23 protein-coding genes, 1 tRNA gene and 1 pseudogene are annotated in these 23,406 nt (G+C 59.3%); 5 read left to right on the top strand and 20 right to left on the bottom strand.

The window, feature by feature from the left end; translation table 11 throughout:
* Positions 1-53 precede the first annotated feature (53 nt).
* The 5 genes and pseudogenes from istB to AB5Y70_RS14580 all read right to left on the bottom strand — a co-directional run bounded on the left by istB (position 54) and on the right by AB5Y70_RS14580 (position 6,529).
* Positions 54-794, bottom strand: a complete 741-nt coding sequence (gene istB / locus AB5Y70_RS14600) for an IS21-like element helper ATPase IstB (protein WP_010675356.1) — start codon at positions 792-794, stop codon at positions 54-56.
* Positions 781-2,280 carry an IS21 family transposase gene (istA, locus tag AB5Y70_RS14595; protein ID WP_368175977.1) on the bottom strand — a complete coding sequence of 500 codons (1,500 nt, stop codon included), beginning with the start codon at positions 2,278-2,280 and terminating at the stop codon, positions 781-783. The genes istB and istA overlap by 14 nt, the downstream gene beginning before the upstream one ends.
* A gap of 822 nt (positions 2,281-3,102) precedes the next feature.
* Positions 3,103-3,882 (bottom strand): NUDIX domain-containing protein, encoded by a 780-nt coding sequence (locus AB5Y70_RS14590; RefSeq protein WP_010676149.1) that lies wholly within the window; start codon positions 3,880-3,882, stop codon positions 3,103-3,105.
* A 49-nt stretch (positions 3,883-3,931) separates the two neighbouring features.
* Positions 3,932-4,855: pseudogene (locus AB5Y70_RS14585) on the bottom strand (Tn3 family transposase); the annotation flags it as partial.
* Between the two features lie 57 nt (positions 4,856-4,912).
* Positions 4,913-6,529, bottom strand: coding sequence for an IS1634 family transposase (locus AB5Y70_RS14580; RefSeq protein ID WP_319882061.1), 1,617 nt, complete (start codon positions 6,527-6,529; stop codon positions 4,913-4,915).
* Positions 6,530-6,696: 167 nt separating this feature from the next.
* Between AB5Y70_RS14580 and AB5Y70_RS14575 the strand changes: the two genes are divergently transcribed.
* Positions 6,697-7,791 (top strand): efflux RND transporter periplasmic adaptor subunit, encoded by a 1,095-nt coding sequence (locus AB5Y70_RS14575; RefSeq protein WP_010676151.1) that lies wholly within the window; start codon positions 6,697-6,699, stop codon positions 7,789-7,791.
* Positions 7,792-10,860 (top strand): efflux RND transporter permease subunit, encoded by a 3,069-nt coding sequence (locus AB5Y70_RS14570; protein WP_010676152.1) that lies wholly within the window; start codon positions 7,792-7,794, stop codon positions 10,858-10,860. It begins immediately after the preceding gene.
* 138 nt (positions 10,861-10,998) lie between these two features.
* On the opposite strand, the gene AB5Y70_RS14565 is transcribed toward AB5Y70_RS14570, so the two are convergent.
* From AB5Y70_RS14565 to AB5Y70_RS14525, 9 genes are all read right to left on the bottom strand, one after another.
* Entirely contained in the window at positions 10,999-11,556 is a 558-nt protein-coding gene (locus tag AB5Y70_RS14565; protein ID WP_003100847.1) for a recombinase family protein, read from the bottom strand.
* The gene (locus AB5Y70_RS14560) at positions 11,550-11,921 is read right to left on the bottom strand and encodes a hypothetical protein (RefSeq protein ID WP_003100853.1); all 372 of its coding nucleotides are present in this window, start codon (positions 11,919-11,921) and stop codon (positions 11,550-11,552) included. Before AB5Y70_RS14560 ends, AB5Y70_RS14565 begins: the two co-directional genes overlap by 7 nt.
* Positions 11,918-12,418 (bottom strand): hypothetical protein, encoded by a 501-nt coding sequence (locus tag AB5Y70_RS14555; protein WP_003100856.1) that lies wholly within the window; start codon positions 12,416-12,418, stop codon positions 11,918-11,920. The genes AB5Y70_RS14560 and AB5Y70_RS14555 overlap by 4 nt, the downstream gene beginning before the upstream one ends.
* Positions 12,415-12,741, bottom strand: a complete 327-nt coding sequence (locus AB5Y70_RS14550; RefSeq protein ID WP_003100858.1) for a hypothetical protein — start codon at positions 12,739-12,741, stop codon at positions 12,415-12,417. Before AB5Y70_RS14550 ends, AB5Y70_RS14555 begins: the two co-directional genes overlap by 4 nt.
* 254 nt (positions 12,742-12,995) lie before the next feature.
* Entirely contained in the window at positions 12,996-13,352 is a 357-nt protein-coding gene (locus AB5Y70_RS14545) for a cupin domain-containing protein (protein WP_003465043.1), read from the bottom strand.
* Positions 13,353-13,588: 236 nt separating this feature from the next.
* Positions 13,589-13,975, bottom strand: a complete 387-nt coding sequence (locus tag AB5Y70_RS14540) for a DUF86 domain-containing protein (RefSeq protein ID WP_003100872.1) — start codon at positions 13,973-13,975, stop codon at positions 13,589-13,591.
* Positions 13,972-14,262, bottom strand: a complete 291-nt coding sequence (locus AB5Y70_RS14535; protein ID WP_001247892.1) for a nucleotidyltransferase — start codon at positions 14,260-14,262, stop codon at positions 13,972-13,974. The genes AB5Y70_RS14540 and AB5Y70_RS14535 overlap by 4 nt, the downstream gene beginning before the upstream one ends.
* Before the next feature lie 153 nt (positions 14,263-14,415).
* On the bottom strand, positions 14,416-14,991 hold the full coding sequence (locus AB5Y70_RS14530) for a recombinase family protein (protein ID WP_001173919.1): 576 nt from the start codon (positions 14,989-14,991) through the stop codon (positions 14,416-14,418).
* 126 nt (positions 14,992-15,117) lie between these two features.
* Entirely contained in the window at positions 15,118-15,366 is a 249-nt protein-coding gene (locus AB5Y70_RS14525; protein ID WP_012585400.1) for a type II toxin-antitoxin system YafQ family toxin, read from the bottom strand.
* Positions 15,367-15,586: 220 nt separating this feature from the next.
* Here AB5Y70_RS14525 and AB5Y70_RS14520 point away from each other — a divergent pair, with 220 nt between their 5' ends.
* Entirely contained in the window at positions 15,587-17,164 is a 1,578-nt protein-coding gene (locus AB5Y70_RS14520; RefSeq protein ID WP_053288181.1) for a PAS domain-containing methyl-accepting chemotaxis protein, read from the top strand.
* A 133-nt stretch (positions 17,165-17,297) separates the two neighbouring features.
* Here AB5Y70_RS14520 and AB5Y70_RS14515 read toward each other — a convergent pair whose 3' ends face one another.
* The 3 genes from AB5Y70_RS14515 to AB5Y70_RS14505 all read right to left on the bottom strand — a co-directional run bounded on the left by AB5Y70_RS14515 (position 17,298) and on the right by AB5Y70_RS14505 (position 18,516).
* Positions 17,298-17,741, bottom strand: a complete 444-nt coding sequence (locus AB5Y70_RS14515; RefSeq protein WP_010673533.1) for a hypothetical protein — start codon at positions 17,739-17,741, stop codon at positions 17,298-17,300.
* Between the two features lie 28 nt (positions 17,742-17,769).
* A complete protein-coding gene (locus tag AB5Y70_RS14510; RefSeq protein WP_010673532.1) occupies positions 17,770-18,165 on the bottom strand; it encodes a hypothetical protein in 396 nt (131 codons plus the stop codon).
* A 261-nt stretch (positions 18,166-18,426) separates the two neighbouring features.
* Positions 18,427-18,516: transfer RNA gene (locus AB5Y70_RS14505), tRNA-Ser, on the bottom strand.
* A 340-nt stretch (positions 18,517-18,856) separates the two neighbouring features.
* On the opposite strand from AB5Y70_RS14505, the gene AB5Y70_RS14500 reads away from it, so the two are divergent.
* A complete protein-coding gene (locus AB5Y70_RS14500; RefSeq protein ID WP_119197423.1) occupies positions 18,857-19,774 on the top strand; it encodes a L,D-transpeptidase family protein in 918 nt (305 codons plus the stop codon).
* 22 nt (positions 19,775-19,796) lie between these two features.
* Entirely contained in the window at positions 19,797-20,780 is a 984-nt protein-coding gene (locus AB5Y70_RS14495) for a DUF481 domain-containing protein (RefSeq protein ID WP_202007641.1), read from the top strand.
* 63 nt (positions 20,781-20,843) lie between these two features.
* Here the strand turns inward: AB5Y70_RS14495 and AB5Y70_RS14490 are convergent, their stop codons facing one another.
* The 3 genes from AB5Y70_RS14490 to AB5Y70_RS14480 all read right to left on the bottom strand — a co-directional run bounded on the left by AB5Y70_RS14490 (position 20,844) and on the right by AB5Y70_RS14480 (position 23,399).
* Positions 20,844-21,569, bottom strand: coding sequence for a MaoC family dehydratase (locus tag AB5Y70_RS14490; protein WP_010673529.1), 726 nt, complete (start codon positions 21,567-21,569; stop codon positions 20,844-20,846).
* Between the two features lie 236 nt (positions 21,570-21,805).
* Positions 21,806-22,759 (bottom strand): 23S rRNA (adenine(1618)-N(6))-methyltransferase RlmF, encoded by a 954-nt coding sequence (gene rlmF, locus AB5Y70_RS14485; protein ID WP_198497318.1) that lies wholly within the window; start codon positions 22,757-22,759, stop codon positions 21,806-21,808.
* A 151-nt stretch (positions 22,760-22,910) separates the two neighbouring features.
* On the bottom strand, positions 22,911-23,399 hold the full coding sequence (locus AB5Y70_RS14480) for a C40 family peptidase (protein ID WP_010673526.1): 489 nt from the start codon (positions 23,397-23,399) through the stop codon (positions 22,911-22,913).
* Positions 23,400-23,406: the final 7 nt, after the last annotated feature.

Genomic DNA, 23,406 nt, shown 5'->3' with positions numbered 1-23,406 from the left:
TGTCAATCAGCATCGAAAAATGACCAGGGTTCAGCGTCCAAAATTGACCAGGGTTAGCTGGCTGATTTCATCCTCTGTTTGAAGCGGTAGGAGTCGTTTCCTGTCTCGATGATCTCGCAGTGATGGGTGATCCTATCCAACATCGCCGTTGTCATCTTCTCATCCGTAAATACCTTGCTCCATTCGCTGAAGGCCAGGTTGGTGGTCAGGATCAGGCTGGTGCGCTCGTACAGCTTGCTGATCAGGTGAAATAGCAGGGCGCCACCGCTTTCGGCAAACGGCAAGTAGCCCAGTTCGTCCAGGATAACCGCATCGACATTGACCAGCCGGTTGGCAAGCTGCCCGGCTTTGCCTGCCGCCTTCTCCTGCTCCAGTTGGTTGACCAGATCCACCACGCCGTAGAAACGCACTCGCTTGCCCCGGCGCACGGCATTGCGCCCCAGGGCGATGGCCAGATGGGTTTTACCCGTCCCGGTTCCGCCTATCAGCAGCAGATTGCGCTTCTGCTCCAGGAAGTCATCTCTATCCAGCGCGGACAGGTGCACGGGGCTGACCGGGGTGTCTGCGGTCTCGAAGCTGTCCAGGTCCCTGGCCAGCGGGAACTTGGCGATGCCCATCTGATAGCGGATCGAGCGGCACTGACGTTCGGATTCTTCGGCTTCGATCATCCGTTTGAGCCACTGCTCCGGCGGTGGTAAGGGACGCTCCCGATGCGCCAGCAGCTCGTCGCACAGCGCCGCCATACCAAACAGTTTCAACCCCTGCAGGCGCTGGTAAATTTCATCGGCTGACATGCTGACCTCCCGGTAACAGGCTGTCATAGCGTTGGCAGTTGGCCTGCGGCGGCTGTGCAAGCGGCACCACCTGAGCATGGAGCTGTGGCACCTCGACGGGGCGGCGCAGCCGCTGCAGGTGGTTGAGTACCAGCTCGGCCGAGCTGCCGCCCAGCAGCAGTACCTGCTGGCAGGCTTGCTCCAACAGGTCGAGTCCGTCCTGCCGGGCAGCCAACAGTAGCTTGACCATGTCCCGGTCACCGCCCTTGCGGCTCAGCAGTTGCTGCTGTAAGCGGCTCAAAGCCGGCGGTAACACCCACTCCTTGAAGGGAGCACCGTGGCGCAGCGCGCCGGGTTTGTGCTCGAGCAGGCCGAGGTAATGCCAGGGGTCGAACTGGGTCTTGTCCCGGCCAAACTGGCGGGGATGCTCGGCAATAAGCTCGCTCTGGGCATACACCTGGAGCCGGTCAGCGAAGACCCGGGCTGTGACATGACGATGGGCGTAACGGCTGTCGACACTGTAGGTGTTGCGGTCGAAGTGGATGAGGCAGGTGCTGTCAACCCGCAGCTCCCGCTCCACATAGCCATTGAAGCGCGCAGCCAGGGGGCGCAGGGTGGTCCGTTCCTGCTCGAAGCGCTGCCACACTGTTTGCGAGGGGTCGTCCGGGTGGGGGCGTGTTTGTGCTGCCTGCTCCAGCTCCTGGATAAGCCGACGGTTGAGCTCGGCCAGGCTGTCGACCTTGCGCCGGGGTGTAAAGCAGCGCCGGCGCACATCCTGAACCTGTTTCTCAACCTGGCCCTTTTCCCAACCCGAGGCAGGGGTGCAGGCTACCGGCTCAATGACGTAATGGCTCATCAGCGCCAGGAAGCGGGGATTGAAGCGGCGCTCTTTCCCCTCAAGTACTTGGTCGATACAGGTCTTGAGGTTGTCGTAGATGCCCTGGCGTGGCACGCCGCCCCAGTAGTGAAAGGCCGCATCGTGAGCGGCAAACACCATCTCCTGGGTTTCGCGAGGAAACACCATGACGAAGGGCTGGCGGCTGTGGGTGAGGCGAAAATGGGCAGCCTTGACCCACTGCACCACGCCGCCGATCTCCACCTCTTCCTCGCTCCAGTCAAACTGATAGGCCTCACCAGCCGCGAACGTCAGGGGGACAAAGGCAGCCACTTTGGCTGACTGCTGTTTATAGTCACGGACGAAGCGCTGGACGCTGTCGTAGGCCCCCTGGTAGCCCAGGCGTTGTAGGTCTTCGAAGAGTTGCCTGGCACAGCGGCGTTGTCGCTTGGGCCGCTTGGCATCGAGGTCCAGCCACTGGGTCAGTGTCGACTCGAATTCACCGAGCTTGGGCCTGGCTGGCTGTGGACGGCGGTACTTGGGCGGTTCGGAGGGAGGTTGGCGAAGGTATTTGCGAACGGTATTGCGAGAGAGTCCTGTGACTTTAGCGATGGCGCTGATGGACTGGCCGTCCACCTGATGCATACGCCGGATCTTCAACACGGTTTCCATGATTAACACTCCAGGTTCTCCGATCCAAAGATCGGATAGTTGCACACACTCCGGGGTGGTCAAAATTGGACGCTGAAAACCCCGGAAACCTGGTCATTTTTGCGCGCTGATCAACAGCTAGTGAAAAGGTAACGCCAAAAACATCCTGCATGCCCACTTTCTGGCACAACGTAGCGAACACCAGTGGTGGTACCCATCAAGATTGGCCGCAACGAGCCGTGTCCCTTTGGCTGCGGCTAGAAGTACAAGCAGTGCTGTTTGCACTGACCAACAACATAGATAGCAAGAGAGGGCCATTGGCCCTCTCTTGCATTAGGCAACATGGGGAGGATAGGTACAGTTATGTGGTCAACGCTGTTCATCAGGCTAGTCCGAGTTGAGTCGTCGACAATGATAACTAGTCTTGTAGGTGTGGGTTCAAATGTGGGTTCAAAACTAAAAAAGCACTTCCATTAAAATGAAAGTGCTTTTGTTTTCAATGGCTTAGCTGCTACGGCTTAGTTCATGCATATTCCGGTCGAAAATGAACACCTATTCCGGTTTAAAATGAACGCTGATTCCGGCTTGCGTGTACACCATTTCCGGACACCTCAGAGCACGAACTCTGATGTCAGATGAACCGTCATGCTCCAATGACCTGGATCCACAACTGCCGCGCTGCGCTTGGCTGCTGGCTTGTTCGGTGAGTCGAAAAGATGCCTCCCCTCAAAGCTCAGCTTCTGCTCGCAGAATCCCTGGCCGCATACTTTCCGGAAATGGTGTTCACAGATTCCGGAATCACTGTTCAAATTCACCGGAATACGCAGTTCATGCCGTAACTGACTAGATGGGCTTCATGAGCAAAAGCAGCTCAAGGATTGTGTTCAATAAAGCCAAATCTTCGCTCTCATCTGATTCAGTGTACTGCCCTGGGTGTCGGTTGATTTCTACCTGGCGAGCCTGCCAACCCGTTGCAACGGGCTGGAAATATACCCGATAAATACAAATGCCTGTCCAGCTGCGGTGACAGTGCAAAACACCATCCTCATAGAAGATAAACCACTTGTCATCCTGACTTATCGGCAATGATCCGCAGACTATCGCGGCCATCTCCGAGGCTGAGTAACACGTATCCAGCGGCACGGCTATCCGGCTTGCGGGCATGGGCCGGCTGTGCCAGTCGGCACAACGCACCACGGGGCGAGTCAATGGCAACATCTTAGGAAGGCTATCTTGAGCGGCCTTGAGGATCGCAAGGTCACGCGCTCGGCCAATAGGGTTGCTGGTTTGTGCGATCAGGCGTTCTGCCTCTGCGGGTGTCGCCCAGCATAAGCGTTCGGTCTCATCGTTACCGTAACCGAGGTTTGGTGCCCCTCGCTCCACCACCATCAAGAAAAAGCGATTGAGCGTGGTGCCGCCTGCAAACTCCCCAGAAATGGGAATAAGGATGGTGGCATTGATACCCATCTCCTCCCAGACCTCCCGCAACGCGGTTTCTCTAGGACTTTCACCCTTGTCCTGCCGACCTTTGGCGAACGTCCAGACATAGCCGTCGAAGTGATTTTTCACTTCACGCATCAACAAATAACCATGGGGATCGATCACCACCCCGCCATAGGCCACTGCTTTGCTCTTAGTCGGGGTCGTCTCAGAAAACGGAAAATAAAGCACGCTAAGCCGGTGGCAGCGGTCGCAATGGCCTGAACTTCCCCGCACCGACCTTGGCACTGCTGCGCCATAGGTAATCGCCGGTCAGGTTGATATGCTCCCACCCCAGCGGGGACAGATATTGCAGCAACGTATCGTCCAGCGCCTTGCAGTGGGCACGCAAAGCACTGGTGGCACGCTCCAGATAGACCGTGTTCCACAACACGATGGCCGCCGTCACCAGATTGAGGCCGCTGGCCCGGTAGCGCTGCTGCTCAAAACTGCGGTCGCGGATTTCACCCAATCGGTAGAAGAAGACCGCCCTGGCCAGCGCGTGGCGCGCCTCGCCCTTATTCAGCCCCGCATGGACGCGGCGGCGCAGCTCCACGCTTTGCAGCCAATCCAGAATGAACAGCGTGCGCTCGATGCGCCCCAGCTCGCGCAGGGCGACGGCCAAGCCGTTTTGGCGCGGATAGCTGCCGAGCTTGCGCAGCATCAGCGAGGCCGTCACCGTGCCCTGCTTGATCGAAGTGGCCAGCCGTAGGATTTCATCCGAATGAGCGCGAATAGCCTTGATGTTCAGCCTGTCGCTGCTAATCATCGGCTTGAGTGCATCGTAGGCAGTATGGCCCTTGGGAATGAACAGCTTGGTGTCGCCCAGGTCGCGGATGCGCGGCGCGAACCGGAATCACAGAAAGTGCATCAGGCCGAACACATGATCGGTGAAGCCCGCCGTGTCGGTGTAGTGTTCCTCGATACGCAAGTCAGACTCGTGGTACAGCAGGCCATCGAGCACATAGGTCGAGTCGCGCAAGCCGACGTTGACCACCTTGGCGCTGAAGGGCGCGTATTGGTCGGAGATATGGGTATAGAACGTCCGCCCAGGGCTACTTCCATACTTCGGATTGATATGCCCGGTGCTCTCTGCCTTGCTGCCGGTTCGGAAGTTTGCGCATCTATTAGACCAATAGCAAATTACATATCAAACCGACATTCCGCACCCGCTTCATGAATAAATCTGCCGGTATCGAGGGCCGAGAACGTCGATGATGGTCTCCTGAACGGTGTTGATGTCGGTCACTTGGGCTGGTTCGCCCCCCAGGCTGTACTCGTGGATCCCGCCAAAGCACAGGAAGATCCAGCGGGCGGTTGGCTTCTGCGTCGGTTTCTTCTTCATGTCCGGCACGCTGCGGCCTTGGGCAACCAGCCCTTTGCGGATACGGTGCTCCAGCGCGGCGTAAATCATCAGGCTGCAGGTCATCACCATCAACAGGGCTTCAATGCGCTCCGGCTTTTTCAGATAGAGCGATGAGGTCAGAAACTCGGGGCTTTTGAGGAAACGAAAGCCGCGCTCAACCGTTTGCTGTGCCTTGTAGGTGGCCAGCAGTTCGGCCATGGTCAGGGTGCCGCTCAGGTCGTTGGTGGCCAGGATGAACACGCCCGTCTGGGCGTTGGCCTCCTCCACCCGTTCCAGGCAGGTAGCGGCCTGACCCTCGATGCGGTACTGATAGCTGTCGGGTTGCTGGCCGCTTTTGGGTCTGCCGGCGCTGGCGTAAACGGGCTCCGTCAGCACGTGGCCTTGCACAATCTCCAGTAGTTTCAGCCCGTTGGCAAAGCGCGCCAGCTCCGCTTCGGCATCGGCCTGACAGGCAAAGCGCCGCGCGCACAGTTTGGTGAACGCCTTGAGCTCGCGGGTGCTGTCGCCCAGCAGGTGCTTGGCCAGCGTTTTCTGCTCGGCATGGTTGGCCTTTTCGCTGCGCACCAGCAGCCAGCGCTGCGGCACATCCGCGTAATCGGCATCCAGCCAGCGCCCCTGGTAGCCATCGCCCAGCGCGGTCAGCGGCGCCTCACCAATGGCTGCCACAGCATTCCGTGCTTCCGTCAGGGTGCGCGGCACGCGGGTGATGAACAGCTGGCGCTGATGATGCAACAGGTGCAGGGTCTCGGCGCAGTACAGCGCTGCATCACCGACCAGATAGCGGCTCTCCTGCGCGGACTTGAGGCTGCGCAGGTGGCGATTAACCGTCTCGCGAAAGGCGCTGTTATCGTTGCTGTTGCCACTGAGCGCTTGCAGGTACACCGGCAAGCCGGTCTGATTCTCACAGATCAGCTCCAGGATCACCTGATTGAGCTCTGGCCGATGGTCACGGCTGTATCCCCGCACCAGTTGCAGCCGGCCGGTCTGTTCGCCATCGGCGCAGTCATAGGCGCCATCGACGTGAAAGCTGGTGATATCAAGATGCACCGCCGTGGGCTTGAGCCCCAGCTTGGCGACCACTTGCTCGGCCATCACCTGATAAAGCGTCGACACATCGGCCGCAAACAGCGCATCCAGACAGCGCCCGAGCACATCATCATTAAGGTCATCGGCGCAGAGCCCGGGGCCGATCAATCGCTCGACCGGCTTGTTGGCGAAGAACCGCGGGAACATGTGCAAGGTGCTGCTATGGAAGCCTAAGCCATTGATGATCATGGCCACCAACGCCTGACCATGAGAGACTTTGAAGGATTGGTTTTTGGGCAGCACCGCATCGATCATGCGGGCGATATCGAGCTCTTGGCACAGGCCGGCGACCAGGCCGAGGTGATCAAGGTTACGGATGGCGATGCGGGGAGCGGGCATGATGAGCGACCTCCAAAAAGCAGTAATAGATCAAAACAGCCGATCGCCGTCAAGCCGCGAAAAAGGGAAAATCAGGTGCGGAATGACGGATTAACGCCTAAACTCTCGGCCACAGGCCCGTAACGGGCTGCCTTTTTATTGATCTCGCCAGATTAGGGATAGCCGCCTTGAACCTTCGTCCCCTGCTTTTTCTGTGCCTGCCGGCCGCCCTGTTGCTAAGTGCCTGCGATCAGGCTCCAGCCCCCCAAGAACAGGCCCCGCGCCTGGTCAAACTCTTTACCGTGGAAGATCCGGCCGGGGCGCGCCTGCGCGAATTCCCCGCGCGCCTGAAGGCCACCGAGGAGGCCGAGCTGTCGTTCCGTATCGGCGGCCAGCTGAAGACCCTCAACGTGCTGCAGGGACAGCCGGTGAAACGCGGTCAGCTGATTGCCAGCCTGGATGACGCCGACCAGCGCCTGCGCCTGCGTGATCGCCAGGCCAGCTATGACTTGGCCAACGCCCAGTTCAAGCGTATTGCCCAGTTGCTGGAGCGGCAGATGATCTCCCGCGCTGAGTATGACCAGCGCAAGGCCACCCTGGATTCGGCCAGCGCAGCGCTCAGCCTGGCCCGTCAGGAGCTGGAATACACCAGCATTCTCGCGCCCTTCGACGCAGTGGTGGCCAGCACCCATGTGGACAACTTCCAGGTGGTGCAGGCCAAGCAGCCCGTGGTCACCCTGCAGAGCGGCAATCAGCTGGATGTGCTGTTTCAGATGCCGGAAAACCTGCTGACCAACCTGCGCAGCCGTGAAGAGAACCGCGACTATCACCCCAGCGTGATTCTCGACAGCCTGCCCGGCCGCGAATTCGAGGCGGTCTATAAGGAGCACAGCACCCAGCCTGATCCCAAGACCCTGACCTATCAGGTGACCCTGTCCATGCCGCGTCCCGAGGGTCTCAACCTGTTACCGGGGATGAGTGCCACGGTCAAGGTTGACTTGGCCCAGGTCAGCCGTGACCTGGGTAGCCGCCTGCTGGTGCCGGTGGAGGCGGTGTTCAGTCCGGACGACAGCGGCCCCGAGGTCAAGCAGGTGTGGGTGGCTCGCGAGCAGGACGGCGTGCTACGTCTGACGGCCCGCCAGGTCGAGGTGGGCCAGCTGAGCCGCAACAGCATCGAAGTACTCAGCGGCATCGAACCCGGCGAGCAGATCGTTGCCGTGGGTGGCGCCGAGCTGGAGGAAGGCCAGGCGGTAAGGCCCTGGGTACGCGAGCGAGGGCTGTAAATGGATATCGCCGGCTACTTTATCCAGCGTCGCGTCACCAGCTGGCTGGTCACTCTGGTGCTGGGCATCGGCGGGCTGCTGGCCTTTCTCGGAATCGGCCGCCTGGAAGACCCGTCCTTCACCCTGAAGAACGCCATGGTCATCACCAGCTATCCCGGCGCCTCGCCGCAGCAGGTGGAAGAAGAGGTCAGCTACCCGCTGGAGAACGCCATCCAGCAGCTGCCCTCGATCAAGAAGGTCACCTCCATCTCCAGTGCCGGGCTGTCGCAGATCAGCCTGGAACTGCACAGCCAATACAAGGCCGAGCAGATCCCGCAGATCTGGGATGAACTGCGGCGCAAGATCAACGACTTGCAGCCCAACCTGCCACCGGGGGTCAACCCGCCGCAGGTGCGGGATGATTTCAGCGATGTATTCGGCTTCTTCCTGCTGCTCACCGGCGAGGGCTACAGCGCCCAGGAACTGCGCGATTTCGCCGACTACCTGCGCCGTGAACTGGTGTTGCTGCCTGGCGTAGGCAAGGTCAGCCTGGCCGGCGCCCGCCAGGAGCAGGTGCAGGTGGAAATCTCGCGCAGCAAGATGAGCACCCTGGGTATCGCCCCGCAGCGCCTGGCCCAGGTGCTCAGCCAGCAGAACGTGGTGTCCAACGCCGGGCGCATTCTGGTCGGCAGCGAGTCGATCCGCCTGCACCCCACTGGCGAGCTGCAGGATGTGCGCGAGCTGGAGCGTCTGATCATCAGCGACCCGGGCAGCGCGCAGCAGGTCACTCTCGGCGATATCGCCCAGGTCAGCCGCGGCTTTAGCGAAACACCGGGCAACCTCTACCGCATGAACGGCCAGCCGGCCCTGACCCTGGGCGTTTCCTTCGCACCCAAGGTCAATGTGGTGGATGTCGGCGCGACGATCAACGCGCGCCTGGCTGAACTGGACGCCCAGCGCCCGGCCGGTATGCAGTTGCAGGTGTTCTACGACCAGGCCGCCGAAGTGCAGGCCTCGGTGCAGGGTTTCGTGATCAACTTCGTCGCCTCGGTGGCCATCGTGATCGTCGTGCTGCTGATCTTTATGGGCCTGCGCAGCGGCCTGCTGATCGGCCTGATCCTGGCCCTGACGGTGCTCGGCAGCTTTATCTTTATGCGCCTGCTGGGCATCGAGCTGCAGCGCATTTCCCTCGGCGCCCTGGTGATCGCCCTGGGCATGCTGGTGGACAACGCCATCGTTATCGTCGAAGGCATTCTGGTCGGCCGTCAGCGCGGCCAGAGCACCCTGGAGGCGGCGCGGGGCATTGTCCGCCAGACCAACCTGCCGCTGCTCGGCGCCACCCTGATCGCCATCATCGCCTTCGCCCCCATCGGCCTGTCGGACGACTCCACCGGCGAGTTCTGCCTGTCGCTGTTCCAGGTGCTGATGATCTCCCTGCTGCTCAGCTGGGTGACTGCCATCACCCTGACGCCGTTCTTCGCCAGCCTGTTCTTCCGCGATAACCAGACCCTGACCGGCCAGGATCAGGGCGACCCCTACGGCGGGGTGATCTTCACCAGCTACCGGCGCCTGCTCGACTTCGCCCTGCACCGCCGTAGCCTCACTCTGGGCGTGTTGGTGGTGCTGCTGGTGGTGGCCATTGCCGGCTTCGGCAAGGTGCGCCAGAGCTTCTTTCCGCCGTCCAATACGCCGATGTTCTTTATCGACCTGTGGCTACCCCAGGGCACTGATATCCGCTACACCGAGCAGCTGGTGGCCGAACTGGATCAGCATGTACTGGAGCAGGAAGGAGTGACCACGGTCAGCAGCACAATCGGTCAGGGCGCCCTGCGTTTTATCCTCACCTACTCACCGCAGAAGCAGTATCCCAACTACGCCCAGCTGCTGGTGCGCACCGACAACCTGGAACGCATCGAGCCGCTGATCAACCAGTTGGAACTGCATGTCGCCGAGCAGTACCCGCAGATCAAGCCCAAGTTCAAGCAGCTGATGCTCGGCCCCGGCAATGACAGCAAGATCGAGGCGCGCTTCAGCGGCCCCGACCCCGACGAACTGCGCCGCCTGGGTGGCGAAGTCAGCCGCCTGATGCGCCAGGATCCGGTAGCCAATGCAGTGATGCACGACTGGCATGAGCGCACCAAGCTGGTTCGTCCACAATTTGCCGAGGCCCGCGCCCGTGAACTGGGGGTGGACAAGAGTGCACTGGATGACCTGTTGCGCATGAGCTTCTCCGGCATGAACGTGGGCCTGTACCGCGACGGCACCCGCCTGCTGCCGATTGTCGCGCGCACCCCGGACAACGAGCGGCTGAATGCCGACAGCCTCAGTGACCTGCAGATCTGGAGCAGCGTGCGTGGCATCTACCTGCCCATCGAGCAGGTGCTGCAGGGCTTTTCCACCGAGTGGGAAGACCCGCTGATCATGCGTCTGGATCGCAAACGCACCCTCACCGTGCAGGCCGATCCAGCCCTGCTCAGCGGCGAAACAGCAGCCCAGCTGCTCCAGCGTATCAAGCCCGAGATCGAAGCCATCCCCCTGCCCGAGGGGTATCACCTGGAATGGGGCGGCGAATACGAAAGTTCGCGCAATGCCCAGGGCGCGGTGTTCGGCAGTCTGCCTCTGGGCTATCTGGTGATGTTTATGATCACCATCCTGCTGTTCGACTCGTTCAAGCGCGCCACCGTGATCTGGCTGACCGTGCCCCTGGCGATGATCGGCGTAACCCTGGGCTTTCTGCTCACCGGCATTCCCTTCGGCTTTATGGCCCTGCTCGGCCTGCTCAGCCTGAGCGGCATGCTGGTGAAGAACGGCATCGTTCTGGTGGATGAAATCCAGCTGCAGCTGGCCAGCGGCAAGGACGCCCTGCAGGCCGTGGAAGAGGCCTCCATCAGCCGCGTACGCCCGGTATCCATGGCTGCCCTGACCACCATCCTGGGCATGAGCCCGCTGTTGACCGACGCCTTCTTCCAGAGCATGGCGGTGGTGATCATGTTCGGCCTGGGCTTCGCCACCCTGCTCACCCTGGTGGTGCTGCCGGTGCTCTATTGCGTGTTCTACGGGATCAAGGCGCAGACCAAGGCAGAAGTCTGAGGGGCGGTTGTCCACCCTATGCTGGCGTGACGTGGCGTAGGGTGGACAACGCGCAGCTTGTCCACCCGCTGTTATTCCCTGCTAAATCTGGCGGGCGCGCCTAAAGGGGTCGTCTCAGAAAACGGAAAATAAAGCACGCTAAGCGTGCGTGGAGGCTGGCACCCAGCGGTACAGCGTCGGAATGGACACGCCGAGGTTCTTGGCCACGTCCTTGGGCGGCACCCCGCTGGCCAGCAGCTTCTTGGCCGACTCGATCTTGCTGTCGGTCATCTTCGGCTTGCGGCCGCCTTTGCGGCCGAGCTGCTTGGCGACTTCCAGCCCGGCGCGGGTGCGCTCGACGGTCAGCTCGCGCTCCATTTCGGCAAGGCTCGCCATGACGTGGAAGAAGAACCGCCCGGATGGTGTGCCGGTGTCGATGGAGTCGGTGAGGCTCCTGAACTGGACACCGTGCTTGTGCAGATCGCCGACCAGATCGACCAGTTGCTTGACCGACCGGCCCAGCCGGTCGAGCTTCCAGACGACCAAAGTATCGCCTTCGCGCAGCATTTCGAGCGTCTTGGCCAAGCCAGGCCGGTCTGCCCGCGTGCCACTCACCTTGTCCTCGAAGACCTTTTTACATCCGGCCTTGCTCAAGGCTTCGCGTTGCAGCTCCAGGTTCTGATCCTGCGTCGAGACGCGCGCATAGCCAATCAACATGGCTTGTCTCGCGCCCGGTCGATGCGTTCCTGCATCGCCTGCATCACTTCTTCGTGGGTGTACGATCTGGCGTTGGCGTCGGTGGCTTGCCGCAGGGCTTCCTCAACCTCGCGCGTCATCCGCTCGTAATCCTCCGGCCACAGCGCTTGCTCCATGCGCAGCGACGCCTGACCCAGCAGGTGCAGCAGGCTGAACAGCCGCATGTCGTTGGTGGCGACGATGCGCTCCCGAATCTGCTCCTGAATAGCTTCGCTAGCCCGATGCGCTTGTGGTGTGGCAGTCCCCTCGTAGTCAGCGGGGAATTCCGCTTCCTCGGCAATCCTTGCCCAGGCGCTGGCCAGCGCCTCGATGGTTGACGTGCTCATTTCCGCCGCTCCTGTGCTCTTTGGCGAATCAACCGGCCAAGGGGCCTCGACGCGAAAACCAGCAGCATCACGCCTATCGGATACCAGGTCGAGAAGACCACCAAGGCATCGAAGGCTGGCCGTCCGGTGTTGGTAGGCAGTACGGCGGTCACAGCCATCAACCCGCCGACCGTCCAGATGATGCGCCACACGTAGGGCATCACGCGGGGCACGTAGCCGTCATCGAAAGCGGTCTGGTAGTAGCGGCGCAGGCCGCGCTCGGCAAGCGCCTGGCGCTGCCGCTCCGACAGCGCATCCGTCCGGCCATACCAGCGCCGGAATGGTGGACAGCGCAGCAGCAAAGGGGTGAAGAGGATCATCACCGCCACGATCGCGACACCCCACGCCATGACGGCGCCGGCATCGGGCCGCTTGGCGTTCTCGATCACGGGCGCGAAGACGCCCGGAGCACCGATCATCCAGAACAGCGCAATGTGCTGATGGAAGGAGAGCTTCATTTGCTCATCCACTTGCGCAGCAGGCGCTTTTTCAGGGAGGCGCGTTCTTGCGGGTTGCGTCCCTTGTGATTGGCGATGCGATCCGCCGTGGCGGCCTGGCGCTTGACGGGCCAGTAGGAGCGGCCATCCTTGCCCATCGACCAGACGCTGCTGGCCTGGTTTTCCAGCAGGGGCAGATGGGCGCTCAGGGCTTCGGGCGACGCGCTGGTCAGCGCCGTGCGCTCACGGGTGCGCCAGCGCTGATGCCAGAGCTTCTTGTCCTCGCGCTCGCTGCCGCAGGTCGTGTGCCCGACGATGGGTGTTTTGCGGCGGCTGCGGCTCATAACGTAGTGGTCTCCAAGAACATTCAGGACTGATCCCAGGCGTCGATGGTCAAGACCTGATCGGCAGGACAGGCGGCTACGCGGTCGGGAACTGGATGGTGTTCAGTCTCATGCCGACCCCATTCGATTGATCGCGTCGCTTGCGGCACGCTGCGACGCAAGGAGGTTTGCGACCTGGTTTAGCAGCCGTGTCCGCTGCATGTCTGTTACCTATCTCCCCGACCGCTCATTGGACCAACTCCAGAGATTGGGCTCTATCGCTCAGCCAATACGAAACCGGCATTGGCTGATGCCACAACCGAGACGAACACAAATGGCTCGGTACCTGTATTTCGCGCCCCGTGCACTTGGCCCGGTCTTGCCACGGCTATCTCACCTTCCCTGAGGGCACGAACAATCCCATTGCCCTGAAAGTAATCAGCCATTCCCGACAAAACAGTCCACGTGTCTTGGCCGTGAGGATGAATGTGAGCCGCAATTTCCTGCCCGGGATGGACATGCCAAACCACGATAATTGAGTCTCGGGTTTCAAGCACAACGGAACGAATAGGCTCGCCTTCGGACGGCTGAACATACTCGGCTACAGAAAATATTCTCGATTCAACAGTCATCGGAGATCCCTCTTTCACAGTGCCCCCAGACAGGCTGGATATGAGTTCTAACTCGAATTTGAACGGGAGGCTGGTCGTGCGGTCGTGCAGTTGCCGATGAGCGTGTCGGCTGCTGCCTCCTTGCCCACCAGCGAACTCACGTCCGTTGCGGCCATCCAGAAGGTCTTGCCCGAGCGCGGCTCATAGGTCGCGGGATCGAACACGCCAGAGGGGCCGAACATCGGCGGCTTGATTGGTCATGGCTCCATGCCTTTGTCGTTACGGTCTTCATCGTCGGCATCCTGACGCACGGCGGGCAATTGCTGGAGCAACGCCGGCAGCCATTCCTGTACCGTCTCCCACACCACATCGAGGTTGATGTCGAAATAGCCGTGAGCCATGCGATTACGCATATTGCGCATGCTGCGCCACGGCACGTCGGCATGCGCCTGGGTGAACTCGACGTAGCCATCCATCACCTTTGTGGCCGCCTCGCCGATGACGATCAGGCTCATGATGACGGCCTGCTGGGTGCGCTTGTCGGCCAAGAAGTCGTCCTTGGCCATCCCTTCCACGAAGCTGCGCGCATCGGTTGCGGCCTGCTGAATGTGGTCGAGGTAATCGGGCAGGCGGTTCTCGCTCATATCGGTTGCGCCTCCGCGAGCACCTTGGCCCGGAACTTCGGCGGCAGGTCGCCGGGAGTCAGCAGATCGACGTCAACGCCGAGCAGCGATTTCAGTTCTTCTTCCAAATCGCCCAAGTCCAACAACGTGGCACCGGGCAGCGCATCGACCAACAGGTCGAGGTCGCTGCCATCCCGGTCGGTGCCATGCAGCACCGAGCCGAAGACGCGCGGGTTCGCGGCGCGAAAGCGGCCTACCGCTTCACGCACTGCGCTTCGCTTCATGTCAAGCACAACAGACGGTCGCATGCGCATCCTTTCTTATCGAAACTCGTTGAGATGATATGCAATCAAGAATAGAATTTCAAGAACTATTTTCGAGAATCGCAATGCCTTGATTCCCGTGCCGCGCTGTTGTCTTGATGTAGTCATGTCGTTTTCAGAAGGCGACTGCACGAAATATCAGGAGTCGGCTGCACTGCCAGAACTGGCCGCCTGCAAGGCAGCGTAGAGAGCGGTTTTTCCTACCTTGAGGCGTGCGGCGGCCTCGCGGACATTCAAGCCGTTGGCGACAAGCTCCCGCGCTCGTTGCAACTTGTCGGCAGTGACAACCGGCTTGCGTCCGCCTTTGCGCCCGCGTGCGGCGGCAGCGGTCAACCCGGCCTTGGTGCGCTCGCGGATCAGGTCGCGCTCGAACTGGCCCAGCGCACCGAACACATGGAAGATGAGCCGTCCGCCCGGCGTGGTGGTGTCGATGTTTTCAGTCAACGAGCGGAAGCCGACGCCCCGTGCTTCCAGCTTGCCGACCGTCTCAATCAGGTGCGGCAGGGAGCGGCCAAGCCGATCCAGCCGCCAGACGACCAGCACATCGCCATCGCGCAGATAAGCCAGCGCATCGGCCAAGCCGGGCCGGTCTGCCTTGGCCCCGGATGCCGTGTCCTCGAAAACCCGTTCGCAGCCTGCATTGCGCAGCGCATCCGTCTGCAAGGCGGTGTCCTGTTCCGCCGTCGATACCCGCGCATAGCCGATGAGTGCCATTTCCGCCAATTTGTCCGTTATACCGTCCGCCTATCTTATTGTCCGTCATCCCGTTGCGCAAGATGTTTTCGGACAGGCGTCCGGTTTGGCCGCCTAATGATCGTTTGGCGGACAAGGCGACTGGCATCAGCCGAACAGCTCGCTATGGGAGCCAAGCCGCGCCAGTCGCAGGGTGTCGGCGTCGGACTTGCGGTAGATCAGCAGCAGGTCGGGCTTGATGTGGCATTCGCGGTAGCCCGCCCAATCGCCGGAAAGATCGTGGTCGCGGTATCGCACATCCAGGGGCTGATCGGTCGCCAGCGCGACCAGAACCGGCTTGAGGTCATCATTCGTGCAGCGGACTCCTGATACTGTTCGTTCAATAGACGACTGCACAACAGCCTTCAAACCGCGTTGTCTGGTGCAGTCGTCTTCTGAAAATGACAGGCGCGGCCCTGCCTGACATCAAGTTAGGGTATAGCCTAGATTGACATGCGCGATGCAACCCTTAACTTGCTTGCACCTATCGTTTCCATGCTAGCTTTATCGTAACGCTCAAGAAATTGGGCTTAATGCCGAAAACAATAAAATAAAACAGCCAACCCTTGAGGTTCTTATGCGCCAGAATTTACCAGTGACGGGTCGAAACTTAGAACTCCCAAAAGATGCCAATATTCTTTCGACTACCTCCCCTCAAAGCCATATCACGTACGTTAATCCTGACTTCATTAAAATCAGTGGTTTCACTGAGGAAGAACTATTAGGCCAGCCTCACAACATCGTAAGACACCCAGATATGCCGCCTGCTGCATTTGAGCATATGTGGAGTACATTAAAATCTGGCCGCTCATGGATGGGGCTAGTAAAAAATCGCTGTAAAAATGGCGACCACTATTGGGTAAGTGCTTATGTAACGCCAATAGCTAAGAATGGTTCGATTGTTGAATACCAGTCTGTAAGGACCAAGCCTGAACCTGAGCAGGTTTTGGCTGCGGAAAAATTATATGCTCAATTGAGAAGCGGGAAGGCCGCGAGGCCGAAATTGGCTGCTAGCTTTTCCGTGAAAATACTCTTGCTCATATGGGGTAGTATTATATCAAGCGCAATGGCTGCCGGCATGCTTACTGATACATCAATAAGCAGCTTATTGTTAGCCACTTTAATGTCAGGAAGCTTAAGCTCTGTTAGTGTTTTGGCTATTCTCTCTCCTCTTGGAAGACTGGTTGAAAGAGCCAGGAATATTTCCAATAACCCATTAAGTCAATCCCTCTACACTGGGCGCACCGATGAGTTTGGCCAAATAGAGTTTGCTTTACGAATGATGCAAGCTGAAACAGGCGCCATAGTAGGTCGCATAGGTGATGCATCAAATCGGCTTAGCGAACACACCCGAGGCCTACTAAAGGATATTGAGTCAAGCAATGTACTTACAGTTGAGCAGCAGGCAGAGACAGATCAAATAGCAACGGCAGTAAACCAAATGGTGGCAAGCATTCAAGAGGTTGCGAGCAATGCACAGCATGCTGCAGATGCGGCCGGAAGAGCAGACACTGAGGCGGCATCTGGCCAGCGTCTGGTAGCCCACACAAGCCAGTCAATCACTGCCCTTGAAGGTGAAATTAGGCAAGCCGCTCAGGTTATTCATGAGCTTGAAGGTCAAAGTAACGAGATATCAAAAGTTCTTGACGTTATACGAGGGATCGCCGAGCAAACGAATTTGTTGGCACTCAACGCAGCAATTGAGGCCGCGCGTGCTGGTGAGCAGGGGCGTGGTTTTGCTGTTGTCGCCGATGAGGTTCGCAGTCTTGCTGCTCGCACACAGCAATCGACAACGGATATTCAAAGCATGATCAGCGCTCTACAAGAGCGAGCGCAATCCGCTGTTACAGTCATGGAGCAAAGTAGTCGGCAAGCGCACACGAGTGTAGCTCACGCAGAGGAAGCAGCTACAGCTCTTGATGGAATTGGCCAACGCGTTAACGAAATTACCGACATGAACGCGCAAATAGCGACTGCGGTCGAGCAGCAGGGAGCAGTAAGTGAAGACATAAACCGCAGTATTATCAATATACGCGATGCTGCTGATACCAATGTACAGACCGGGCAGAATAATTTGCAAAGTGCGAAATCTGTCGCTCAGTTAACTAGCGCTCTGAGCGAACTGGCAAAACAGTTTTGGGAAAAACGAGGATAACGCTTTTCAGTATCTCGACAGGGATAACTTACTTTACCATCGGTTATCCCTTTTAGCCGCACAAATTTTAGCCATGGCTTTTCAGGAAGTCAGGGCTATCAGAATGGCCTTAGAAAGCCTAGTCAAAGAGCTGTCACGAGAACACCGTTAGCTTAGCGTACGATTTTTTCCGAATTCTGCGGTTCCCCCTAGTCGAACTGGGGGACGACCAGGGTAACCCCTCGAAATCGGTCGCATGGGGTTCAAGTAGGTCTTCAGGCATGTCGTACATTGCTGACCAGACCTTACTGTAACGTTTGGCACGAGCATGGCCGGTGCTAAGCCCGACCTCGCTCTTGAAATTCGAGTAATCAATCTCTTGCACTATGGTGCTCATCGCCTCCTTCAGGGCCGCAGCGCTTGCGTTAGCCCGCCAGGGGTAGTCGGTTTCCGACTGTGCTCTGGAAGGGGATAGTGAAGGCAAGTAGTGATTACGCAGACGATCAAGATCGCCCTTGGTGTGACTGCGAATGGTGAGAGTGCCATCCTGATCTTTCTGAACGATGGAAAAAAAACCGAATTTGGTGAACAACCACATTGTCGAGTCCTTCCTTAGTTTTGAATCCTCATTTGGCCTGAAGCACAGTAGGAGGCGTGCGATTGCCATCACAGCGCAGCGTGCCCAGGGAGTCAGCACGACAGACGGTGCCATCAGAAGCACGGAGATTGCCGAGGCTATCCTTGCGCCAGGTAACCGTCTCGCCAGAGCCCGGATTGCTGACACGCACATTGCCCAAACTGTCTTTGCGGTAGGTAGTACCTTCGCTGCTGCGAACATTGCCGAGGGAGTCTTTGCGCCAAGTGGTGCCGCTTTGCGAGTCCCTGACGTTGCCGAGACTGTCCTTGCGCAGGGTACCACTCTTGCTATCGTCACACTGGTAGCGGGTATTGCCGAGGCTGTCCTTGCGATAGGTGCAGTCGGCTGCATGTACCGAACATGGGCAGAGGGCTATCAGTATCATGGACAATAGCCGTTGTGTGGATGTTGAGCGACGCGACATAGAGTCTCCGGCTCTCACTGGTGAGGGAACTGAGAACTTCAGACTAACATTACCCGTCCCACGATTCTTTATCTTATCGCAACAGGGACTTGCCCTTGCTCCTGTCCAAAGAAAGCCAGAGTTGTGTAACCTCAGCCAACATGTAATGGCATACCCAATGGCATACTGAAAACTGACATAAATTAAAAAACCCAACCTATTCAATAGGTTGGGCTTAGTATGTGGCGGAGAGACAGGGATTCGAACCCTGGGTGGCATTGCTGCCACAATTGATTTCGAGTCAATCCCGTTCGGCCACTCCGGCATCTCTCCACGGGCACTCATATTGACCCAACCCTAGCCGGGAAATCAATGTAAATCTCGTTGCAGATCAGACGACTGGCGATAAAACCGCCATCCGGCGATCCCGCCCCTCCCAACGCCAGTGACGTTCACCCGGCAGCGCCTCCTCGCTCACTGTCTCCACCCTGTACCCGGTTCCGGGCGGGCGAATACGGCGAGCCTGATGGGCCAGTGACACCCTGTGACGCGCTCGCCACCGCCCTCCCGGCAGTCATGGTGCCGGACTGGTAATCCCCGCGGGATTCGTTGACAATCTCTGCTCATTTTTTGGAAGGGAACCCGTCCCTCGCCCCAGCCGATAGGAACAACCATGCTCAACACTCGTATCGTCTCACTGCTGCTGGCCGCCGCCAGCCTCTGGGCCGCACCTGTCTGGTCCAACACCTATCCCCTGCCGCCAGCGGACAGCCGTCTCATCGGCGCCCTGGAAGATTACATCGTACAGCCTGGCGATCATCTGGAACTGGTCGGCAAGCATACCCGGACAGGCTTTCTGGCACTGCTCGAAGCCAATCCCGGCGTAGACCCCTATCTGCCCACCCCGGGCACCCGGCTCACTCTGCCGACCCAGATGCTGCTGCCCGACGTGCCGCGAGAAGGCATCGTCATCAACCTGCCTGAACTTCGCCTCTACTACTTCCCCAAGGGCAAGCAGGAGGTGATGGTGCTGCCCATCGGGATCGGTGACATCGGCCGCGAGACGCCGGAGATGACCACCACCGTCATCGCGAAAAATCCCAACCCGACCTGGGTGCCCGGCCCCATGGTCCGCAAGTCCTGGCTGGAGCAGAAGGGGATCGATCTGCCCGCCGTGGTCCCCCCCGGCCCCGACAACCCCCTCGGCAAGTTCGCCATGCGTCTTGGCTATGGCAACAAGGACTACCTCATCCACGGCACCAACAAGGATTTCGGGGTCGGTCTGCGAGTCAGCGCGGGTTGTATCCGGCTGCGCCCGGATGACATCGAAACCCTGTTTGGTCTTGTTCCCGTCGGCACCCCGGTCCGTGTCATCAACCAGCCGGTCAAGATGGCGGTGGAACCTGACGGTCGTCGCTGGCTGGAGGTACACTCTCCCCTCTCCCGCACCGAAGCGGAGATGGCACAGGGGGCGCCGCTGGTGCTCTCCCCCGAAGCCGAGCAGTTCATCGCTGCCTCCGACATCGACAGTGCCCGGGTGACCGCCCTGCTCGAGCACAAGAGCGGCCTGCCCAAGCCCGTGAGCGGCTGAAGGCCTGACCACCATGAACAGAATCAGTCATGTGGTTTGCCTGTTGTTTCTGCTGCCTGGCTCCGCGGCGATGGCGGACATCCTCTGGATGCGCAACGGCGATCGTCTGAGCGGGACCATAGAGGAGATCACGGACGAGCAGATCCGTATCAAGCCCGCCTACAGCCAGGCCATGACGGTCCCGCGCCACGCCATCAAACGCTGGCGTCTGGACAAGCAGGAGAAACCCAAGCCGCTCACCAAGACGGGGATCCCCCTGCTGGACTCTCCTGATGAGGCCAATGCCTGGCTGCTGACGGGGAACGGGGATCTCAACATCAAGCTCAAGGAGAACACCAAGAAGACCAACAACGTCAATCTCAAGGTCTCCACCGAGTTTGCCAATCTGGACTGGCGTTACAGCCTGGATGGCGAGTACATCTACGAAACGGTGAACAACATCACCGACAGCCACGAGTACAAGCTCAAACCCAAGCTCGACTTCTTCTTCGACGATCACTGGTTCCTGCGATCTTCCGTCGACATCGATTACAACATGATCGAGGCAGGCTATCTGGAGATTGACTATGCCTCCGGTCCCGGATACCGCTTCTGGAATGACAGGCAACGCCGGCTGGAGATCATCAGCCAGCTCGGCCTGGAGCGGGCCTATTTCAGGCCGGAGGTGTGGAGCAACTCAGACCTGTTTGACGACAGGATCATCAATTACCCCTTCGTCAGCCTGGGTTGGGACTACCGGCAACCCTTGGCACTCTGGGAAGAGAAGTTCGAGCTGTTTGGCAAGGGCAGTTATGAAAGGTTCGTCGACCAACCATCCCCCTATCTGACCAGAAAGCAGTCCGTCAGCGGCAGCCTGGGCCTCAGGTATTACTTCAGCGATCATTTGCGTCTCTCCTGGTCAAGCGAGCTGGATTGGGACGATGCCTGGCTCGACTACCATGGCCTGAACATGGATGTGAGCGAGAAGGAGTGGCGTCACCTCATCACCCTGGGGGCGAGTTTTTAACCCGCCAGAAACGGCACAGGCCCACCGAAGTGGGCCTGTGTTCATGGACGCAAGACGAGCGCGTCAGAAATAGATCCGGGTGACCGACTCGATGACGCAGCCAGGGCGACGGATCCCCTCGATCTCTATCTTGATCTCCTTGAGGAGCTCGATGCCTCCCTTGATGGGCGTGACACGCGACAGCTTGGTACGGGCGCGGATGTTGCTGTCCACCTTGATAGGATAAGGGAAGCGGACCTGTTCCAGACCGAAATTCACCACCATGCGAGCGGTCGGGAACTCCGGCGTGCTCTCGTCCACCGAACCGGTCAACTGGGGCAGCAGGGCCAGAGTCAGGAAGCCGTGGGCAATGGTGGTCTTGAAGGGAGACTCGGCTGCCGCACGCTCGGGATCGGTGTGGATCCACTGATGATCGCCGGTCACGGTCGCGAACTGGTTGATCAACGCCTGGGTGACCTGCAACCACTCACCTACATGGGTCTCTTCACCGATGCGGGTCTGCAACTCGGCATAGAGTGCCGCCGCTTCGCCTTCGAGCTCCACCACGGGATCCTGCGCCAAGGCAGGCTGGCCATTCGCGACCTGGGTGACTCTGGCAGCCTCTTGCTGGCGGGCATCCTGGGACTCCCCCTGCAGATCCAGCACTCTTCCCAGCAAGGGGTGAAGGTGTGCCTTTTGCTGAAACTCACGCCAGTAGTCGCGGATCGCCGGAGAGAGCCAATCCTTGAGCTCAAAGGGGTGTTGCGCCAGAATTTCGCGCTTGTGCTTCAGAAAATCGACAACTTTCATTTACCGATCCCTATTCGATTCAAAGCCTGTAAAGAGGTCTAACCAGTCCTATTTTATGAAAGTTTCATCAGCAAGTACAAAAAAATCTCGGCGTACACCTGTACCAGGCGCGACAGTGGTCACTAACATGCGAGCAAACACGGGCAGGAAAACGATTGAATGGAAGGCTGCAAACGAATCAACATCTGATCTGAAAAAGAGACAGGGCCCGTGTCGCCACTGAGCCCCGTCCTCGATCATCTCCCCTGGGCTGTCCACCAGGTCTTGCGCTGCCCATCGTCCAGGAAACTCCAGGCGAGGATCCGGCTCACCTTGTTGCCTTGCGCCATCTCGAGCACCCGCACTTCCCGTGCACCGACCCTGACCAGCGCCTTGCGGGCGGCCGGCAGATTTTCCTTTTTCGACACCAGCGAGCTGAACCAGAGGCATTGGCTGGCAAACTCCTTGCTCTGCTCTATCATGGCCGCCAGAAACGCCGCCTCGCCCCCTTCGCACCAGAGCTCGGCCTTCTGCCCGCCGAAATTGAGCACGGGCGCCCCCGTCACCGCCTTGCCCTCCCCCTTGCCCAGGTTGCGCAGCTTGCGCTCCGTCCCCTTGCTAGCCTCGGCCAGGGATGCATGAAACGGCGGGTTGCACAGGGTCAGGGCGAAGTGCTCCTTCGGCCCCAGAATGCCACGAAAGATGTGTTTCGGGTTGCCTTGATGGCGGCACGCAATCTGGCTCCCCAGGCCATTGCTGGCGGCCAGCAAGGTCGCCGCCTTGACCGACACCGGGTCGATGTCTGACCCCACAAAGCGCCAGCCATACTCGCGGGCTCCCAGCAGGGGGTAGATGCAGTTTGCCCCGACGCCGATATCCAGCACTCGAACCTGCTTGCCCGTCGGCACCTTGCCCGCGCTCTCCGCCAGCAGATCCGCGACGCGATGCAGATAATCGACCCGCCCCGGGATGGGCGGGCATAGGTAGCCGGGGGGCAGATCCCAATGCGCAATGCCATAGTGCAGCGCCAGCAGCGCCCGGTTGAGCGCCTTGACGGCGGCCGGATCGGCGAAATCCAGGGTCCGGGTGCCGTGCTCGTTGACGAACACGAAAGGCGACAGCGCCGGGGTGCGCTGGCAGAGCGCGTCAAAGTCGTAGGGGGCCTGATGGCGATTGCGCGGGTGCAATCCGGTTTTCTGCTGGGGTGTCATGCTGGACCTGCCGAGGATCAAGGGGGCCACACTATAGAGAGTCGGCCAGGGAAAGTCTAAAAGAGGGCCATAAAAAAACCGGACCCTGAGGGTCCGGTTCAAGTGAGGTTGGAAAAACAGTCCGTACTGCGAGCCGTTTGTCCAGCCTGACTCAGATATCGATCCGGCGTGCCTGCCAGAACTTGTTGCGCCAATACACATTGTCGAGCTTGGAGCGCGTGACGCCGGCACGGAAGGAGACGTGGATGAATTCACCGTTGCCGACATAGATGCCGACATGGTTCAGACGCGGGTTGATCTTGAAGAAGACCAGGTCCCCCTCGACCAGATCCTGCTTGGAGACGCGAGAGCCTTCGTGGACCTGGGAGCGGGTATCGCGGGGCAATTCGATGCCGATGGCATTGCGGAACACTTCACGGGTAAACGCCGAGCAATCGATGCCTCGTTCTGTGGTACCGCCATAACGATAGGGGGTACCACGCCACTCTTTGTATACGGTCAGGATTTCGTTGACATCCGGGGTAGGCGAAACTTCGGGTTCAATCACGGGTTCCATCATGGAAACCTCGATCTTACTCGCGACCTCGGGTTGGGGTGCCGAAGCACAACCTACCATTCCGAGCGCGACCAGCAGTAGCATCAGGTGG

Source organism: Aeromonas sp. s1(2024) (assembly GCF_040908005.1).
GTDB lineage: Bacteria > Pseudomonadota > Gammaproteobacteria > Enterobacterales > Aeromonadaceae > Aeromonas > Aeromonas caviae.
The sequence above is the reverse complement of the archived record's forward strand: the minus strand, read 5'-3'. Positions and strand labels throughout refer to the sequence as shown.

Bases quoted from the DNA above. Each gene is read 5' to 3' on its own strand.
- istB (WP_010675356.1), bottom strand. From the start codon at position 794: ATGTCAGCCGATGAAATTTACCAGCGCCTGCAGGGGTTGAAACTGTTT.
- istA (WP_368175977.1), bottom strand. From the start codon at position 2,280: ATGGAAACCGTGTTGAAGATCCGGCGTATGCATCAGGTGGACGGCCAG.
- AB5Y70_RS14580 (WP_319882061.1), bottom strand. From the start codon at position 6,529: ATGCCCGCTCCCCGCATCGCCATCCGTAACCTTGATCACCTCGGCCTG.
- AB5Y70_RS14570 (WP_010676152.1), top strand. From the start codon at position 7,792: ATGGATATCGCCGGCTACTTTATCCAGCGTCGCGTCACCAGCTGGCTG.
- AB5Y70_RS14565 (WP_003100847.1), bottom strand. From the start codon at position 11,556: ATGTTGATTGGCTATGCGCGCGTCTCGACGCAGGATCAGAACCTGGAG.
- AB5Y70_RS14560 (WP_003100853.1), bottom strand. From the start codon at position 11,921: ATGAGCACGTCAACCATCGAGGCGCTGGCCAGCGCCTGGGCAAGGATT.
- AB5Y70_RS14555 (WP_003100856.1), bottom strand. From the start codon at position 12,418: ATGAAGCTCTCCTTCCATCAGCACATTGCGCTGTTCTGGATGATCGGT.
- AB5Y70_RS14550 (WP_003100858.1), bottom strand. From the start codon at position 12,741: ATGAGCCGCAGCCGCCGCAAAACACCCATCGTCGGGCACACGACCTGC.
- AB5Y70_RS14545 (WP_003465043.1), bottom strand. From the start codon at position 13,352: ATGACTGTTGAATCGAGAATATTTTCTGTAGCCGAGTATGTTCAGCCG.
- AB5Y70_RS14540 (WP_003100872.1), bottom strand. From the start codon at position 13,975: ATGAGCGAGAACCGCCTGCCCGATTACCTCGACCACATTCAGCAGGCC.
- AB5Y70_RS14535 (WP_001247892.1), bottom strand. From the start codon at position 14,262: ATGCGACCGTCTGTTGTGCTTGACATGAAGCGAAGCGCAGTGCGTGAA.
- AB5Y70_RS14530 (WP_001173919.1), bottom strand. From the start codon at position 14,991: ATGGCACTCATCGGCTATGCGCGGGTATCGACGGCGGAACAGGACACC.
- AB5Y70_RS14520 (WP_053288181.1), top strand. From the start codon at position 15,587: ATGCGCCAGAATTTACCAGTGACGGGTCGAAACTTAGAACTCCCAAAA.
- AB5Y70_RS14515 (WP_010673533.1), bottom strand. From the start codon at position 17,741: ATGTGGTTGTTCACCAAATTCGGTTTTTTTTCCATCGTTCAGAAAGAT.
- AB5Y70_RS14510 (WP_010673532.1), bottom strand. From the start codon at position 18,165: ATGATACTGATAGCCCTCTGCCCATGTTCGGTACATGCAGCCGACTGC.
- AB5Y70_RS14500 (WP_119197423.1), top strand. From the start codon at position 18,857: ATGCTCAACACTCGTATCGTCTCACTGCTGCTGGCCGCCGCCAGCCTC.
- AB5Y70_RS14490 (WP_010673529.1), bottom strand. From the start codon at position 21,569: ATGAAAGTTGTCGATTTTCTGAAGCACAAGCGCGAAATTCTGGCGCAA.
- rlmF (WP_198497318.1), bottom strand. From the start codon at position 22,759: ATGACACCCCAGCAGAAAACCGGATTGCACCCGCGCAATCGCCATCAG.
- AB5Y70_RS14480 (WP_010673526.1), bottom strand. From the start codon at position 23,399: ATGCTACTGCTGGTCGCGCTCGGAATGGTAGGTTGTGCTTCGGCACCC.